The organism is Stenotrophomonas sp. YJH_SMC_21, assembly GCF_059369555.1.
Genome location: NZ_JCAFSU010000011.1, coordinates 61,403 through 76,307 on the forward strand (window position 1 = coordinate 61,403; position 14,905 = coordinate 76,307).

The 14,905-nt window shown below is 64.7% G+C and carries 15 protein-coding genes; 5 read left to right on the forward strand and 10 right to left on the reverse strand.

The window, feature by feature from the left end:
• Positions 1-64 precede the first annotated feature (64 nt).
• On the forward strand, positions 65-409 hold the full coding sequence (locus tag AC5P67_RS14600; RefSeq protein ID WP_262094580.1) for a hypothetical protein: 345 nt from the start codon (positions 65-67) through the stop codon (positions 407-409).
• A gap of 182 nt (positions 410-591) precedes the next feature.
• On the forward strand, positions 592-1,647 hold the full coding sequence (locus AC5P67_RS14605) for a DUF262 domain-containing protein (protein ID WP_262094582.1): 1,056 nt from the start codon (positions 592-594) through the stop codon (positions 1,645-1,647).
• A 992-nt stretch (positions 1,648-2,639) separates the two neighbouring features.
• Here the strand turns inward: AC5P67_RS14605 and AC5P67_RS14610 are convergent.
• Entirely contained in the window at positions 2,640-2,957 is a 318-nt protein-coding gene (locus tag AC5P67_RS14610) for a hypothetical protein (protein ID WP_262094583.1), read from the reverse strand.
• Positions 2,958-3,035: 78 nt separating this feature from the next.
• Positions 3,036-3,392, reverse strand: a complete 357-nt coding sequence (locus AC5P67_RS14615; RefSeq protein WP_262094584.1) for a hypothetical protein — start codon at positions 3,390-3,392, stop codon at positions 3,036-3,038.
• A gap of 756 nt (positions 3,393-4,148) precedes the next feature.
• Between AC5P67_RS14615 and AC5P67_RS14620 the strand changes: the two genes are divergently transcribed.
• Both AC5P67_RS14620 and AC5P67_RS14625 read left to right on the forward strand, forming a co-directional pair.
• Complete coding sequence (locus AC5P67_RS14620) at positions 4,149-5,000, forward strand: alpha/beta hydrolase (protein ID WP_262094585.1); 852 nt, start codon at positions 4,149-4,151, stop codon at positions 4,998-5,000.
• An 82-nt stretch (positions 5,001-5,082) separates the two neighbouring features.
• Positions 5,083-6,021 (forward strand): alpha/beta hydrolase, encoded by a 939-nt coding sequence (locus tag AC5P67_RS14625; protein WP_262094586.1) that lies wholly within the window; start codon positions 5,083-5,085, stop codon positions 6,019-6,021.
• A 76-nt stretch (positions 6,022-6,097) separates the two neighbouring features.
• On the opposite strand, the gene AC5P67_RS14630 is transcribed toward AC5P67_RS14625, so the two are convergent.
• Both AC5P67_RS14630 and AC5P67_RS14635 read right to left on the reverse strand, forming a co-directional pair.
• Positions 6,098-6,520 (reverse strand): response regulator, encoded by a 423-nt coding sequence (locus AC5P67_RS14630; protein ID WP_005414268.1) that lies wholly within the window; start codon positions 6,518-6,520, stop codon positions 6,098-6,100.
• 92 nt (positions 6,521-6,612) lie between these two features.
• Positions 6,613-7,380, reverse strand: a complete 768-nt coding sequence (locus AC5P67_RS14635; protein ID WP_262094587.1) for a CPBP family glutamic-type intramembrane protease — start codon at positions 7,378-7,380, stop codon at positions 6,613-6,615.
• A gap of 149 nt (positions 7,381-7,529) precedes the next feature.
• On the opposite strand from AC5P67_RS14635, the gene AC5P67_RS14640 reads away from it, so the two are divergent.
• The gene (locus AC5P67_RS14640; RefSeq protein WP_044570743.1) at positions 7,530-7,838 is read left to right on the forward strand and encodes a TFIIB-type zinc ribbon-containing protein; all 309 of its coding nucleotides are present in this window, start codon (positions 7,530-7,532) and stop codon (positions 7,836-7,838) included.
• Between the two features lie 73 nt (positions 7,839-7,911).
• On the opposite strand, the gene AC5P67_RS14645 is transcribed toward AC5P67_RS14640, so the two are convergent.
• From AC5P67_RS14645 to AC5P67_RS14670, 6 genes are all read right to left on the reverse strand, one after another.
• Positions 7,912-8,424 carry a GNAT family N-acetyltransferase gene (locus AC5P67_RS14645; RefSeq protein ID WP_262094588.1) on the reverse strand — a complete coding sequence of 171 codons (513 nt, stop codon included), beginning with the start codon at positions 8,422-8,424 and terminating at the stop codon, positions 7,912-7,914.
• Positions 8,425-8,505: 81 nt separating this feature from the next.
• Positions 8,506-9,531, reverse strand: a complete 1,026-nt coding sequence (locus tag AC5P67_RS14650; RefSeq protein ID WP_495214832.1) for a copper resistance protein B — start codon at positions 9,529-9,531, stop codon at positions 8,506-8,508.
• Positions 9,528-11,339 carry a copper resistance system multicopper oxidase gene (locus tag AC5P67_RS14655; protein WP_227415653.1) on the reverse strand — a complete coding sequence of 604 codons (1,812 nt, stop codon included), beginning with the start codon at positions 11,337-11,339 and terminating at the stop codon, positions 9,528-9,530. Before AC5P67_RS14655 ends, AC5P67_RS14650 begins: the two co-directional genes overlap by 4 nt.
• Before the next feature lie 75 nt (positions 11,340-11,414).
• Positions 11,415-11,795, reverse strand: coding sequence for a CopL family metal-binding regulatory protein (locus tag AC5P67_RS14660; RefSeq protein ID WP_099524736.1), 381 nt, complete (start codon positions 11,793-11,795; stop codon positions 11,415-11,417).
• 154 nt (positions 11,796-11,949) lie between these two features.
• Positions 11,950-13,755: a DNA helicase RecQ gene (recQ, locus tag AC5P67_RS14665; RefSeq protein ID WP_099524734.1), complete on the reverse strand. Its 1,806-nt coding sequence runs from the start codon at positions 13,753-13,755 to the stop codon at positions 11,950-11,952.
• A 545-nt stretch (positions 13,756-14,300) separates the two neighbouring features.
• A complete protein-coding gene (locus tag AC5P67_RS14670; RefSeq protein WP_005410730.1) occupies positions 14,301-14,849 on the reverse strand; it encodes a Dps family protein in 549 nt (182 codons plus the stop codon).
• Positions 14,850-14,905 lie beyond the last annotated feature (56 nt).

Consider the following 14,905-nt stretch of genomic DNA (forward strand, 5'->3'; position numbering starts at 1 on the left):
CTGTCGTGGTACTGGGCGCACACCCACTCCACAGTGCCAGTATTCTCGCCTGGAAGGCCAGAAGATGTGGCAGGTGAAGGAGGTGCGCGCGGCCAACGTACGGCAGGCGAAGCGCTGCGCGGAACGCTGGTGCGCGGCTCGGCTGTATCCCGACCTGCCTCTGCGCCAGGCCGTCGCACTCCTGACCGACAGCACCCCGATCCAGCCGCTGCCGTCATTGCCCGGCCCGCCGCCGACCCGTGAGCAGCAGCAACAGGCACGGCGTCTGGCCGAGGCCGGAGCGAAGGAGGTGGAGCGCATCAAGGCAGCGCTGGAGCCACGTAAGCCGCCATCGGAGGCGAAACCCCGTCCACGGGACGCACGCAAGGCGTGGGTAAGGGCAGGCCTACGCGATCTGTGCGGTTGGTGAGTGGAGAAGGTTCCCGCCCCACGGTGGCTGTCCTTTGCAGGGGTAGAGGCTCTCCTCCGGCGTCCTGACTTGACCTCAGTGCACAGCACGCAAGCCATATAAGCGAAATCGCAGACCTAGGGTGCTGTGGCAAAACGCTACGGCTCTACTACAATCGGGGCCTGCTCGAAGGGATTTCAGTCATGCCATCAGTTCTTGAACAGTATCGCGTAGCCGACTTTATCGAGTGGCACGAACAGCGAAGGTTGGAGCTAAATCCCAACTTTCAACGGGGTTCCGTCTGGACGCCCCCTGCCAAATCATTCTTGATCGACACGGTGCTGCGGCAGCTCCCAATCCCGAAGGTCTTCCTGCGGACCCGGATCGATGTGGCAACACGAAACTCCATCCGTGAAGTCGTTGATGGTCAGCAGAGACTTAGAGCGATACTCGATTTCGCTAATGACAAGTTCGCGTTGTCGAAACGTGCTGGTGAGTATGCCGGCCTGAAGTACTCGGACCTGAGCGACGTTGATAAAGAGAAGTTCCTCGGGTACTCAATCGCAGTGGATCAGCTGGTCAACGCTGATGATGAGGCGGTCCTTGAAGTCTTTGCTCGCTTAAATTCTTACAGCGTTGCACTTAATCCTGCTGAGAAAAGGCATGCCTATTTCCAGGGCGAGTTCAAGTGGGCGGTGCGTGACGCATCTCATAGATGGTCCGTTCTATGGGAGCGGTATGGGGTTATTTCAGTCCGAGATCGTGTTCGGATGCTGGATGATTCGCTGATGGCAGAAATGTTCGGCATCCTTCTTGAGGGTGTGCGAGATGGCGGTCAACCAAAGATCGATTTGTTGTACAAGAAGTACGATAGTGACGCTCTGGTAAACGATAACCTTGTAGCTAAGCTGGATGACGTAATATCCTACTTTGTCGCTCATCTCGCGGATTTCCTTGTTGGGAGCCCCGTGATGCGCGCTCCGCATTTCCTGATGCTGTTCGCAGCCCTGGCTCACGTTCGCTGGGGTATTCCGGACGGCGACGTTGGTCAAATGCCCGCTGCACCAGTTGAGCCGCTCGAAAATCTCGATGTAGTACGTACCAATATTCAAATGTTGGGTGCATACATTGAGGGGGATAATTACCCGGGGCTATATGAGGCATTCCACCTTGCGTCGGCTTCTTCGACTCAGCGAATCTCGTCCAGAAAGGTGAGGTTCCCTATGTTCGTCAAGGCTCTTGGGAATGCTTTGATTTGAGTCATGGCGACTACTTTTATTCGATCATTCAAGCTGGAAACGGAATGGCTTGCGCGAGAGTACGAAAGAGCCGCAGCTTCTGGCATCGATCGAGCCTCTCAGTTGGCGTGCGAGATGGCCATCGTTCGGCTACATGATTCGTGGGCGCGATGCTGCAGAAATATTGTCCTGCGCTCTGCCTGTGGATGCCGGACGCTGGGTGGCGCGAGGGTGCCGGCAGCAGTGGGCGTAACCAATGAGGCCGAAGCACTGGCAAAGTACTTCGCGAGTTTTCGACGTCCCCGTCTGCCACAAGAACCAAAATGGCACTCAGCGAGGGATGCCATTGATGCTGCCCAAAGAATCGATATCAGGAATCGCACCTCAGTTGTGGCTGCTCTTTCATCATCCAACTCGCCAGCAGAGGCGATGAGAAAAGTGCGGAACTACTACGCGCACCGGACCAGAGACACTGTGGCTAAAGCGATGGGTACTGGCTTCTTTCCCACTCTTTCCGTTCCTTCTGTCTTCAACCTCAACGAGCTCGGCGCCGGAGGCGAAACAATCTTGAGGGCTTGGATACGGGAGCTTCGTCTGATGGCAGACGCCGCCATGTTGTAGCGGGTTCCTTACTCCGAAGATGGCGGGTCGGGTGGCAAGAAATGTAAGTTATTGAAATTTAAACTGCAAAGCCGTTGACGTGAGCCTGTATACGCAGTCGCGACGAGCGGAAGCCAGCGCCAACAAGCTTGAGGGCCGTATGCGCCCAGGTGCGTTTTGCGTCGTTTGGCCTCCGTAAAATGGCTCGGGACCAAGACGAGATTCGCGGCGAAGAGAGGCAGTCCTCCGTAAAATATCTGGGGGCAAGTAATTGATTTGTAAGCAAGGATGGGCGGACTTTTAGTATTTTGGTCGAAGGTTCGAATCCTTCACGGCCCACCATTGCATCAATGACCCAGGTCATTCAGAAAGACACCGCCAAGCGGTGCCTTTTTTGTTGCTTGCGCCAACCCCTACTTGGCCTTGGCACCCTGTGCTCGCGCCGCCTCGCGTTCCGCTGCTGCCTGTGCGGCAGAGGCTGCGGCGTTGGCGGCCCGCTCCGCCGCGGCACGATCCGCATCGAACCGCGCCTGCCGCTGGACGCTGTAGGTGCGCTCCAGATCCAGCGAGGCAAGGAAACTGTCGGGATGCTTCGCGGCGCAGGCCTGCTGCACGAGCTGCACAGCGCGATCGGACAGGCCGGGCTGAATGTTGCTGAGCAGGCAATCGGCGTACGGTACGGATGCAGCGGGGCCAGCAGCCAGCGCGGCAACGATCACGACATTCAACATGCAAACCTCCTTGTAGGTTTTGATGGCACTCGGGGGCGGTCCGGCCCCAGTATGGGCCGGTTCGTGGCACGGGTGTATCTACTCCGGCCGCACATCCCGGCACTCCAGCTCCGCCAGCCCGTGGACGGCGAAGAACAGCCCCTCGACCACGTCCTCATCCAGATGGCGTTCCGGCGTTGCCATTGCTCGGCAGCGGTCAGCCGCGTGCAGCATTTCCGCCACGGTCAGCATGCCGATGGCGGACCGTTCCACCCGCGATAGGGCAGCCCCGCGCCCTGCGGAAACGCTGGTTTCAGGCCAGGGCAGGCCATCAACGACTTCGCCCGCGCGGATGCGTTTGAGGCAGCCCAGAAACGTGCTCAGTTCGGGCGAAGGGTTGTCGTCGTCATCGTTGGTGCTGGCGGCGTATGAAGCATAGGGCGGACGGTCGGTCATCTCGGCTTCCTCGGCTCTGGAGTGGGAATGCCACCGCGCAGGGCGGGTGGAGGGCGATGCGTGGCTGCAATCCGGAGTGACATCAAGCAATTGACCGGCGGGCCAGAAGACCCCCACGCACCGACCGCCATGAAGGCCGACGGATCACCCGTCGGCACCATCCAAAGACAGTGCCGACGGGCGAGCGCAAACAACGTGCTTGATAGTCACTTCGGGATTGCGGGCCCGGTGCCACCCGTTGTCGGTGGCGCTGCATGGTGTTTACGCACGAGCTTGGATTTCAATGAGGATTCTCCGAAGAGAAATGCGGAATCCAGGCGTGCGACGATGGTGGCGCAGGCACATCTGATGCAGCAAGCGACAGCACGCGACGTGTTGATGCTTACGTCCGGTTTATCGCGTTGGAAGTTGTCGAGAACAGCTGCTGGCGGCGATCATGCGGTGATGTGTCGCGTGGAAAGTGGGCGTGATTTTCGCCTGCAGTGGTGGCACGGCCTGCGAGTCGTACCCTCGAAAATCGGTGCATCTGCGACGACCGAGGCGTTGGCGTCTGAGCCGGGGCGACGCGGTGTAGAGCCGAGCCATGCCCGGCTGCGGTTTGCGCCAAGGCCTAGCCGAGCGTGGGCTCGGATCTACAGTGATCCCTCCACGCACGGCGTGGATCTACGCATCTGGCAGGGGTGTTGAGCATGCCGAAGCCGCCAATGCCTGCGGCAGGGCGCTATGCTCGGCCTCTTTCCCAGGATGGGTTTTCCCATGCGCTTGATCATGCTGTCGCTGTTGTTGTCCGCCATCTCCGCCGCCCCCTTGATGGCGGCCGAACCTGCACCGACTGCACAGGCCGCCGCCGCCACGCCGCTGGTCATCGGCGAGACCTTCACCATCGAGTCGAAGGCGCTGGGCGAGACCCGTCGTATCAACGTCTACCGCCCGCAGCCGTGGGGGCTGGACCCGAAGGCACCGCTACCGGTGCTCTACATGCCCGACGGCGGCATCGGCGAGGATTTCCTGCATTTGGCCGGGCTGGTGCAGGTGCTCAGCGGCAACGGCAGCATGCGTCCGTTCCTGCTGGTTGGCATCGAGAACACCGAGCGCCGCCGCGACATGACCGGCCCCAGCAAGGACCCGCAGGACCAGAAGATCGCGCCGCGCATCGGCGGCTCGGCGGCCTACCGTACCTTCCTGCGCGATGAACTGATGCCGCAGGTGCGCCAGCGCTACCCGACTACCGACGAACGCGCGTTGATCGGCGAGTCGCTGGCTGGCCTGTTCGTGGTCGAGACGCTGCTGCAGGAGCCGACGCTGTTCAACAGCTACATCGCGCTGGACCCCAGCCTGTGGTGGAACCGTGGCGCAATGCTGGCCGGCGCGGCCAAGCAGCTGCCGGCGGTGACGCGTGCGCAGCCGCGCGTGTTCCTGGCCAGCAGTGGGCAGCCAGAGCTGGCTGCGTCCGCCGCGCAGTTGGCCACGCTGCTGCAACAGGCGTCGCCGTCGCCGCTGGTGAAGTACCTGCCGTTGCCGGAGGAAACCCACGCCACCATCTATCACCCGGCCGCATTGCAGGCGCTGCGCACGCTGTTCCCGGCGCCGCCGCCGGCCTCGCCCTGACCGCACTGGTACCCGCCTGCACACCATGCAACGATGCGGCAGCGGCGCCATCGGGTGCGCCGCCCGCAACGGGAGCGTGTGGATGCAGCGTGTGCGTGGATGGAGTGTGGCGGCCTGCCTGGCCGTGAGTGGCTGTGCGATGTCGGTCGCGCCGCCCGCAGTGCAGAGTGAAGCGAAGGACAGTGCGCCGAGTGCCACGCCGGGTGTGGTGCTGCTGGACACCGAAGCGCTGCGCGTGCACGACCCGGTCGGCCGCGACTATCCGGTCTGGGTGGCGCTGCCGGCCGACTATGCGGCGCATCCGGAAAAGCACTACCCGGTGCTGTACGTGACCGATGCGCTGTACAGCTTCCCGCTGGTGCGCAGCGTGCGCAACATGGTCGGGCAGAAGGGCGTCAACATCGAGGATTTCATCCTGGTCGGGCTGCCGCCGCAGGAAGGCCTGACCTCCAAGCAGAGCCGCTCGCGCGATTACACGCCCAGCGACCCGGCGCGTACCGATCCGCGTGATTACAGCGATGACGTCAGCTACGGCGGCGCGGCGCACTACCGCGATTTCCTCGCTGGGCAGGTACTGCCGATGATCGATGCGCGCTACCGCACCGATCCGGCGCGGCGTGCCTATGCGGGTCATTCCTATGGTGGCCTGTTCGGCGCCTATGTGCTGACCACGCGCCCGGACATGTTCCGCACCTACATCCTGTCCAGCCCATCGCTGTGGTTCGACGACCATCGGGTGCCGCGCATGCAGGCCGAAGCCAAGGCGCCGGCGCAGCCGACCACGGTGGTGCTGTCGGTGGGCAGCTTTGAAACGGTCAAGCCCGAACCGCGCTACTTCACCCGCAACGACATGCTGCGCCACAACGCCGAATTCGCCGAGCAGCTGCGCAGCAGCGGGCGATCGTTGAAGGTGGAGAACATGGTGATCGATGACGAGGATCACTTCACCGTCTACCCGGACATGATCACCCGCGCACTGCTGAAGGTGTTCCCGGGTACCGGACCGTACAGCAGCGGTTGATGATGGGCGCCATCCACGCATGGCGTGGATCTACAGGGCCATTGCAGTAGATCCACGCCATGCGTGGATGAATGCCTCAGGCCGCCTGTGCATCCGGCCCGGTCAATACGCCCACATCGGCGTGCCGGAAGCACAGCCGGATGGCGTCGAGCAGTTCGCTCATGTTGTACGGCTTGGGCAGGAAATGGATGCCGTCGCGCAGCTGCGGCAGCACCTGGTGCTGGTCCATGCCCGACGTCACCAGGATCGGCAGCTGGGGATACAGGCCACGGACCCGGTTGGCGGCTTCAATGCCACTGATCGCGCCCAGATTCACGTCGGTGAACAGCAGGTCGAAACGCTCACCGGCGGCCAGCAGGCCCAGCGCCGCTTCGGCAGAGCTCACGCCCACTACGTGGCAGGCCTGGCTTTCCAGCGCCAGCCGGCTCAGTTCGCGGGTTTCCTCGGCGTCCTCGATGAGCAGGACGCGGGGTTCAACGTGGCGCTTGGACAGCAACATGACGCGACAACTCCGGACAGCAACGGTGAAAAGGCGCGCAAGTATGCGCAAGCCGGTAGTGATCCCGACGTGCACGGCAAGCTAAGCGGGCGTTACAGGCTTCTTTGGCGCCGAAGCCGCACGTGCCAGGCCAGCACCGCGACCGCGAGCAGGGCGGTGCCGATGCGCAGGCTGGTGGCCTGCCAGCCCAATGCGAGGGCGTCATCGAGGCTGAACACATTCCAGGCCAGGTTCATCGAAACATGCAGGACCAGGCCGCACCAGAGCGTGTTGCCGTCAAGGTGGTCGAGCCAGGCGAAGATGAAGCCGCCCAGGGCGATCACCGCGCCGACGAACAGCGCGATGCCGCCACCGTCGAACCCGCCGAAGCCGAGCCAGTGCACCATGCCGAACAACAGCGCCTGCGGCAGTGCAAGCCATGGCCAGGGGCCGCGCACGATCTTCACCAGCAGCACGAAGCCCAAGCCGCGGAAGAGCACTTCCTCGGCCAGCGGGAACAGCACCGCCAGCATCGTGGCATCCAAGACGGTCAGCGCGGTGTTCGGCGTGCCGAGCAGCGCCAGGCCGAGCCAGCAGGGCAGGCTGGCCAGCAACACCCACATTGGACCGCTCCAGCCGTTTGTGCGCAGCCCGAGGCTGGCCAGCAGGCTCATGCCACGGCGCCGCAGCAGCGCGGCCAGCAGCAGTGCCACCAGTACCGCCAGCGCGTTGTCCAACAGGCTGCCGCCATAGGGGATGGGCAGTGCGGGAATCGGTGTGCCGATGGCCGTGGCGATATCGCGCAGGTTCAGGCCAAGGCCGACACCCAGCAGCACCAGCAACAGGCGTGCGGTGGTGGGCAGGCGGGACAACACGGTCATGTACGCATTCCCTGCGGAACAAGGACGCAGCGTGCCACGCGGTATGCATGTGGACACCCGCCGGAAGTCCCTGTGCCATCGGTCACGCGTTGCCGCACAGTCATCGCGGTGCAGGTACAGTCGAAACCAGACCGACAGGAGCAATGCCGATGCTGTGCCCCGTGTGCAAGACCCAGACGCTGCAGATGGCCGAACGCCATGGCATCGAGATTGATTACTGCCCGAGTTGCCGCGGTGTGTGGCTGGATCGTGGCGAGCTGGACAAGATCATCGAACGTGCAGGCGCCGGTGCTGCAGTACCTCCGCCAGCGCCCGTGCAGGCTCAGCCGGCGTCCGCGCCGCCACCGGTGACGCACCGTGATACCCGCCACCTCGGCCAGCGCTACGAGGACAACCGGGGACACGGCTACAAGAAAAAGAAGAAGGACAGCTTCCTGTCGGAGTTGTTCGATTTCTAGTTTGTAGCGTCGAGCCATGCTCGACGTTTGGCGCTAACAGTCGAGCAAGCTTGACTCTACATGGGGCGCGTGATCACGGCCGACGCAGGATGAACTCGCGGTCGTGGGTATCGCCCACGATGAAGTCGTACTCGCCAACCTTGCTGCAGCCATAGCGCGCGTAGAAGCGCTGCGCGCCGAAATTCTCTTCCCACACGCCTACCCACAGGGTGCGGCGCTGCGGCTGGTCCAGCCACGCCATGAACGCGTCCATCATGCGTGCACCATGTCCGCCGTTCTGGTGTCCGGCCAGGATGTAGAACCGCTTCAGTTCGATGTCACCTTCGCATGCATCCGTGTGCGGCAAGGTGTTGGCACCCGCGGCCAGGTAGCCGACCACGGCGTCACCGTCCAGCAACAGCCAGATGGCACTGCGTGGGTCGGACAGTTCGATGCGCTGCGGTTCGCTGCTGTAGTGCGCCTGCAGGAAATCGTGCAGCTCCTGCGGCGGATAGGAATCGCCCCAGGTTTCGTTGTACGTGGCGATGGCGATCGCCGACAGCGCATCGACATCGGCAAGGGTGGCGCGGCGGATCTGCAACGACATGGCGGTGCCTGCATTGGAACGTGGCGCAGTGTAGCCGGCCCCGGCGGCTGCCGGGGCTGGCCATTGCTCACGATCCGCTGCTCAGAACCACATGCGCACGCCGGCCACCCAGCGCGTGTCGCGCGCGTGGTCACCGGCATAGTCGGCGGTGTCGCCAAAACTGCGTTCGTGACTGATGCCGATGTAGGGCGCGAAGCGACGGCTGAACTCGTAGCGCAGGCGCAGGCCGGCCTCTACCTTGTTCAGGCCACGGCCGATGCCGTACTCCTGCTCGTCCTTGGCCGCAACGGTAGCTTCCATCAGCGGCTGCAGGATCAATCGGTTGGTCAGCAGCACGTCGTACTCGACCTCGGCCTTGGCCAGCACCTGGCCGCCGGAGCCCATGTACAGCGTGGCCGAGCTTTCGAACTTGTACGGCGCCAGACCCTGGATGCCGATGGCCGCCCATGTGCGCGAGTCGGACGGGCGGAAGTCCTGGCGCACGCCGACCAGCACGTCCCACCACGGCGACACGCTGCGGCCATACAGTGCTTCCAGTGACGACGATTCGGTGCGGCCGCGGCTGCGTTCGCCATCGGTGCGCAGCCACAGGCGGTTGATGTTGCCGCCGATCCAGCCGGTGGCTTCCCATGCTTGGCCGTTGCTGCTCTTGCCATCCCAATGCTCAAGCCGGTCGATCAGCAGCAGGCTGTTGATCTCCGGCGCGTGTTCCATCGCGCCATGCGCGATCGGCGGGAAGGCGGCAGCGCGGTCGGCATCGGTCGGGACCGGGATCGGTTCGCGCGGTTCGGTGGGTGCAGGCGTGCCATGGCCCATCGCCCCGTGGTCCATCTGCGAATGGTCCATCGCCGCTGGCTGCATCGAGCCATGGTCCATCTTCGAGTGGTCCATCATGGAGTGGTCCATGCCGGCCTGATCCGCCGCACCCATGTCCATCTCCGAATGATCCATCTTTGAGTGATCGACCGGTTCGGCCGGGGTCTTCGCGCTCTTCGCAGGCGCGTTCATCGCGCCCATGTCATGGCCGGCGTGCGACTGCGCGAACACCGGCAACGCGGCGGCGAGGCCCAGGGCCAGCAGGCTGGGGGAAAGCAGTGAACGGCTCATTCTTCGATCCTCACTTCGCGCATCATGCCCGCTTCCATGTGGTACAGCAGATGGCAGTGGTAGGCCCAGCGGCCGAGTGCATCGGCGCGCACGCGATAGCTGCGGCGGGTGCCCGGCGGCATGTCGATGGTGTGCTTGCGGACCTGGAACTCACCTTGCGCGTTTTCCAGATCGCTCCACACGCCGTGCAGGTGGATCGGGTGCTGCATCATGGTGTCGTTGACCAGCACGATGCGCATGCGCTCGCCGTAGTTCAGCCGCAGCGGCTCGGCGCTGGCGAACGGGACGCCATCGAACGACCAGGAGAACTTCTCCATGTGGCCGGTCAGGTGCAGCTCGATCTCGCGGCTCGGCTCGCGGCCATCCGGGTCTTCGAACAGGCTGCGCATCGCGCCGTAGGTCAGCACCTGGCGGCCGTTGTCGCGCAGACCAATGCCGGGGTCGTCCAGCTTCGGTTCGGTGGCCGAGCTCTGCATGTCCACCAGCGGGTTGTTGCGCTCGCTGGCCGGATGCTTCGGTGCCTTGCCGGCAGCATCGCCACCGCCGTGCGCACCGTGGCCCATGCTGGCGCCGCAGCCACCCTCCATGCCCTTCATCGCGGCCATGTCGTGGCCACCATGGCCACCACTGCCCATGTCGTGCCCCATGTCGCTCATCGTCAGCAACGGGCGTGGGTCGCGCGCGGGAATCGGGGCCTGCAGCCCGTGGCGCACCGCCAGCGTGCCGGCGGCGTAGCCGGTGCGGCCCATGTCCTGGCAGAAGATGGTGAAGGCGTCCTGGCCGGTGGGTTCGACCAGCACGTCGTAGGTCTCGGCCGGCGCGATGCGGAATTCGTCGATGCTGACCGGATGGATGTACTGGCCGTCGGCGGCCACCACGGTCATCTTCAGGCCGGGGATGCGCACATCGAAGTAGGTCATCGAGGCGCCGTTGATGAAACGCAGCAGCACCTTCTCGCCGCTGCGGAACAGCCCGGTCCAGTTGCCGGCTGGGGCGGTGCCGTTCATCAGGTAGGTGTAGGTATGCGCGTTGATATCGGAGATATCGGTGGGCGTCATCCGCATCCGGCCCCACATGCCACGGTCGGACAGCGCCGCGGACCAACCGTCGCGTTTCGCGTCGCGCAGGAAGTCGGGCACGGTGCGCTTGTAGTAGTTGTCGTGCTCGGCCAGCTTCTTCATGCGCCGGAACAGCGCGCCCGGATCCATGTCGGTCCAGTCCGACAGCATGATCACGTGCTCGCGGTCGTGGTGGTACGGCGCCGGTTCGGCCGGGTCGATGATCAGCGCGCCGTACAGGCCGGCCTGTTCCTGGAACATCGAGTGGCTGTGGTACCAGTAGGTGCCCGACTGCTTCAGCTGGAAGTGGTAGTGGTAGGTCTCGCCGGGGCCGATGCCGTTGAAGCTCAGGCCCGGCACGCCGTCCATGTTGGCCGGCAGCAGGATGCCGTGCCAGTGGATGGAGGTCGGGTGGCGTTCCAGCGTGTTGCGCACGAACAGGTCCACGGTCTGGCCTTCGCGCCAGCGCAGGATCGGGGCCGGCAACGAGCCGTTGACGGTGATCGCCGGGCGGGTGCGGCCGGTGAAATTGGCCAGCGATTCGCCGATGGCCAGTTCGATGCGGGTATCGCTGAGCACGGCAGGGGCACCGGCCAACCGTGGGGCGGCAGTGGCGGCGGCGAGCGCGCGCTGCGGCACGCCGACAGCGGCGATGCCGGCGACCACGCCACCGGCGGCCAGGCCCTGCACGAACAGGCGGCGCGACGGCATGGGCACAGCGCCCGGACCGGGGGGATTGCGGGTATTCATGGTGGAGACTCCAGACACGGAAAGACGCCGGCAGGCCGCCGGCTCCGGTGCGCAGGGCGCACAGTGCGTGTGGAATCAGCCGATGGGAGGGCGTGAGATCGGCGGCAGCGGCGGCGACGGGCGGCCGGTGGCCGGCATCGGCTGCGGTGCCAGCGACAACGCCGGGCCGGCCATGAACGGCAACGCCTGCACCACCAGCAGCGGGTGCTGGGCGCAGCTGCGCACGCAGTCCTTGATCTGGCAGTGGGCGTCGTGGGCGGGGGCCTTGGCCTGCGGGGCCTGATCGGCGTGCATGGCGGCGTGGTGGTGGCAGTCGGCATTGCCGCCTTCAAGGGCGGCTGCCGCGTGGGCCATCCGGCCCATTTCCTCGTGACCGCTGGCCATGGCCGCGTTCAGCCCGTTGAGCAGCAGGCTGAGCATGAGCACGACACGGAGCAGGGTCGAGGCGAGGGACATGGCGCTAATCTAGCCGCAAGCGGCCGTGGATGCACTTCCGGCTGAATGGCCGGTTCAAGGTTGGACCGGCACCAATGTAGAGCCGAACCCGCGCTCGGCTGCTTCTGCGGCCACGGCAGCCGAGCGTGGGCTCGGTGCTACAGGGAGCCGGGCGTTACCCTTCTTCGCGCACGATCTCGACCAGGCGCGGGCCGTAGCGGCTCAGCTTGGTGCCGCCGATGCCGCCGACCCGGGCCAGTTCATCCAGGCTGGTCGGGCGCTGCTCGGCGATGTTGCGCAGGGTGCTGTCGTGGAAGATCACGAAGGCAGGCACGTTCTGTTCGCGCGCCAGTTCGGCACGCAGGCCGCGCAGGGCGTTGAACAGTGCCAGGTCCTGCGGCAGTACCGACAAGCCGGTGCGCTGCGCACTGCGCTCGCGTCCGCTGGTGCTGCTGGCCGGGTCGCGGCGCATGCTGATCTGGCGGCGGCCGGTCAACACGTCACGGCTGGCATCGGTCAAACGCAGGCCACCGTGGCCCTCGCTGTCCACTTCCAGCAGGCTGGCGGCGACCAGCTGGCGGAACACGCTGCGCCAGGTGCGCGCATCCAGATCGCGGCCGATGGCGTAGGTGCTGAGCTTGTCGTGGCCCTGCTGCTTCACCTTCTCGTTCTCGCTGCCACGCAGGACGTCGATCAGGTGGCCGACGCCGAAGCGCTGGCCAGTGCGGTAGACACAGCTCAGCGCCTTCTGCGCCGGAATGGTCGCGTCCCACGAGGCCGGCGGCGTCAGGCAGTTGTCGCAGTTGCCGCACGGCTGGGGATAGGTCTCGCCGAAACCGGCCAGCAGCACCTGGCGGCGGCACTGCATGGATTCGCAGTAGCCCAGCAGGTGATCGAGCTTGCCCCGCTCCAGCTGCTTGCGTTCTTCGCCGGCCTCGGATTGTTCGATCATCTGCTTGAGCAGTACCACGTCGCCCAGGCCGTAGCACAGCCAGGCCTCGGCAGCTTCGCCATCACGACCAGCGCGGCCGGTTTCCTGGTAGTAGCCTTCCATCGACTTGGGCAGGTCGGTATGCGCGACAAAGCGCACGTCCGGCTTGTCGATGCCCATGCCGAAGGCGATGGTGGCGCACATGACGATGCCGTCCTCGCGCAGGAAGCGGCGCTGGTTGTTCGCGCGCACTTCCGGCGGCAGGCCGGCGTGGTAGGGCAGGGCGTTGAAGCCCTGGCCGCAGAGGAATTCAGCGGTCTCCTCGACCTTGCGCCGCGACATGCAGTAGACGATGCCGGCCTCGCCACGGTGGCCGCGCAGGAAATCGGTCAGCTGCTTGCGCGCGTTGTCCTTCTGCACCACGGTGTAGCGGATGTTGGGGCGGTCGAAGGAGCTGACGAAGTGGCGTGCTTCCTGCAGGTCGAGGCGCTCGGCGATCTCGCGCTGGGTCGGCGGGTCGGCGGTGGCGGTGAGCGCGATCCGCGGGATCTGCGGCCAGCGCTCGTGCAGTACGGTCAGCTGGCGGTATTCCGGGCGGAAGTCGTGGCCCCACTGCGACACGCAGTGAGCTTCGTCGATGGCGAACAGGGCGATCTGGCTGCGCGACAACAGCGACAGGAAGCGGCCGGTCAGCAGCCGCTCGGGAGCGACATAGAGCATGTCCAGCTCACCCGCGAGCAGTTCGCGCTCGACGCGGCCGGCGGTCTCGGCATCCAGGGTTGAATTCAGGTACTCGGCACGCACGCCGAGCTGGCGCAGGGCTTCGACCTGGTCCTGCATCAACGCGATCAGCGGCGAGATGACGATGCCACATCCGTCACGCAGCAGGGCCGGGACCTGGTAGCACAGCGACTTGCCACCGCCGGTGGGCATCAGTACCAGGGCATCATGACCGGCAGCCACATGCTCCACGATGTCCTGCTGCGGACCACGGAAATCGTCGTAACCAAAGACGCGTTGGAGCAGGTCGTGCGCGGGACGGGAAGGCATCCGGCTAGTTTACCTCCCGGAGGCGGCGGCAGGGCTGCGCCCTGCACCTGCTACAAGCCAGAGCAACGTCAAAGGCAACAGCCGGCTCTGGGGTGATTCGTGGTTTGGTGGGGCGGTGTCGGAGTGCGGGGACGCCGCAAGTACGTCCGTGTAGGCTTGGCAGCCGCATCCATGCGGCTGACACCCCGCAATCCGACACCGCCCCACCTTCGACAGTTTCCCGCGGCCGTTGGTGGGTGCCGACCTTGGTCGACACCTCTGTCAGATATCGAATGAATTCATCCGTGTCGACCAAGGTCGACACCTACCAGAGCGGACGCCGTTCCAGCAGATCGCGGAAAACTGTCGAAGGCGGGGTGGGGCCGGTGGCAGGGGTGTCCGCGGCATGGATGCCGCGGCCAAGCCCCCATGGACGGGTTTACGGCGTCCCCTGCCACCGGATCCACCCCGCCAACCCTCAGGAAACCAGCTTCTGCTCTGGCTCTGGCCTTTGATTCAAGGCCTCTGCGGGTGCAGGGCGCAGCCCTGCCGAACACCCCCAACCCTTACTGGAGCAGGGAACGCAGCATCCAGGCGTACTTCTCGTGCGTCTGCAGGCGCTGGGTCATCAGATCCTCCGTCGGGGCGTCGTCCCCCTTGGCCGCCACCTCCAGCACTTCACGTGCCGTACGGCAGACCGCTTCGTTGGCGACCACCAACTGGCGTACCATTTCACGCCAGTCCGCACTGTCGGTCAGGCCCGGTTCCTCGGCGATCGAGGTCAGCGCAGCGAATTCCCGGTAGGAGCCCGGGGCATTGAAGCCCAGCGCGCGGATGCGCTCGGCCACGTCGTCCAGTGCCGCCCACTGCTCGGTGTACTGCGTCTCGAACATGGTGTGCAGCGAGTTGAACATCGACCCGGTCACGTTCCAATGGAAGTTGTGCGTCTTCAGGTAGAGCGTGAACGCATCGGCCTGGAAGCGCGACAGACCGTCGGCGATCTTCTTGCGGTCGCCCTGGGTGATCCCGATATCGATGTTCGGTGCCGACGGTGCCGCCGCAGCAAGCTTCTGCTTGCCGGTCTTGGCCTTGGTCGTGCTCTTGGTCTTCGCCATGGGGTTCCTCCTTGTGGAATCGTTGGCCTTCACAATAAACCGGTCGTGATGACTGG

Bases quoted from the DNA above. Each gene is read 5' to 3' on its own strand.
- AC5P67_RS14600 (WP_262094580.1), top strand. From the start codon at position 65: ATGTGGCAGGTGAAGGAGGTGCGCGCGGCCAACGTACGGCAGGCGAAG.
- AC5P67_RS14605 (WP_262094582.1), top strand. From the start codon at position 592: ATGCCATCAGTTCTTGAACAGTATCGCGTAGCCGACTTTATCGAGTGG.
- AC5P67_RS14610 (WP_262094583.1), bottom strand. From the start codon at position 2,957: ATGTTGAATGTCGTGATCGTTGCCGCGCTGGCTGCTGGCCCCGCTGCA.
- AC5P67_RS14615 (WP_262094584.1), bottom strand. From the start codon at position 3,392: ATGACCGACCGTCCGCCCTATGCTTCATACGCCGCCAGCACCAACGAT.
- AC5P67_RS14620 (WP_262094585.1), top strand. From the start codon at position 4,149: ATGCGCTTGATCATGCTGTCGCTGTTGTTGTCCGCCATCTCCGCCGCC.
- AC5P67_RS14625 (WP_262094586.1), top strand. From the start codon at position 5,083: ATGCAGCGTGTGCGTGGATGGAGTGTGGCGGCCTGCCTGGCCGTGAGT.
- AC5P67_RS14630 (WP_005414268.1), bottom strand. From the start codon at position 6,520: ATGTTGCTGTCCAAGCGCCACGTTGAACCCCGCGTCCTGCTCATCGAG.
- AC5P67_RS14635 (WP_262094587.1), bottom strand. From the start codon at position 7,380: ATGACCGTGTTGTCCCGCCTGCCCACCACCGCACGCCTGTTGCTGGTG.
- AC5P67_RS14640 (WP_044570743.1), top strand. From the start codon at position 7,530: ATGCTGTGCCCCGTGTGCAAGACCCAGACGCTGCAGATGGCCGAACGC.
- AC5P67_RS14645 (WP_262094588.1), bottom strand. From the start codon at position 8,424: ATGTCGTTGCAGATCCGCCGCGCCACCCTTGCCGATGTCGATGCGCTG.
- AC5P67_RS14650 (WP_495214832.1), bottom strand. From the start codon at position 9,531: ATGAGCCGTTCACTGCTTTCCCCCAGCCTGCTGGCCCTGGGCCTCGCC.
- AC5P67_RS14655 (WP_227415653.1), bottom strand. From the start codon at position 11,339: ATGAATACCCGCAATCCCCCCGGTCCGGGCGCTGTGCCCATGCCGTCG.
- AC5P67_RS14660 (WP_099524736.1), bottom strand. From the start codon at position 11,795: ATGTCCCTCGCCTCGACCCTGCTCCGTGTCGTGCTCATGCTCAGCCTG.
- recQ (WP_099524734.1), bottom strand. From the start codon at position 13,755: ATGCCTTCCCGTCCCGCGCACGACCTGCTCCAACGCGTCTTTGGTTAC.
- AC5P67_RS14670 (WP_005410730.1), bottom strand. From the start codon at position 14,849: ATGGCGAAGACCAAGAGCACGACCAAGGCCAAGACCGGCAAGCAGAAG.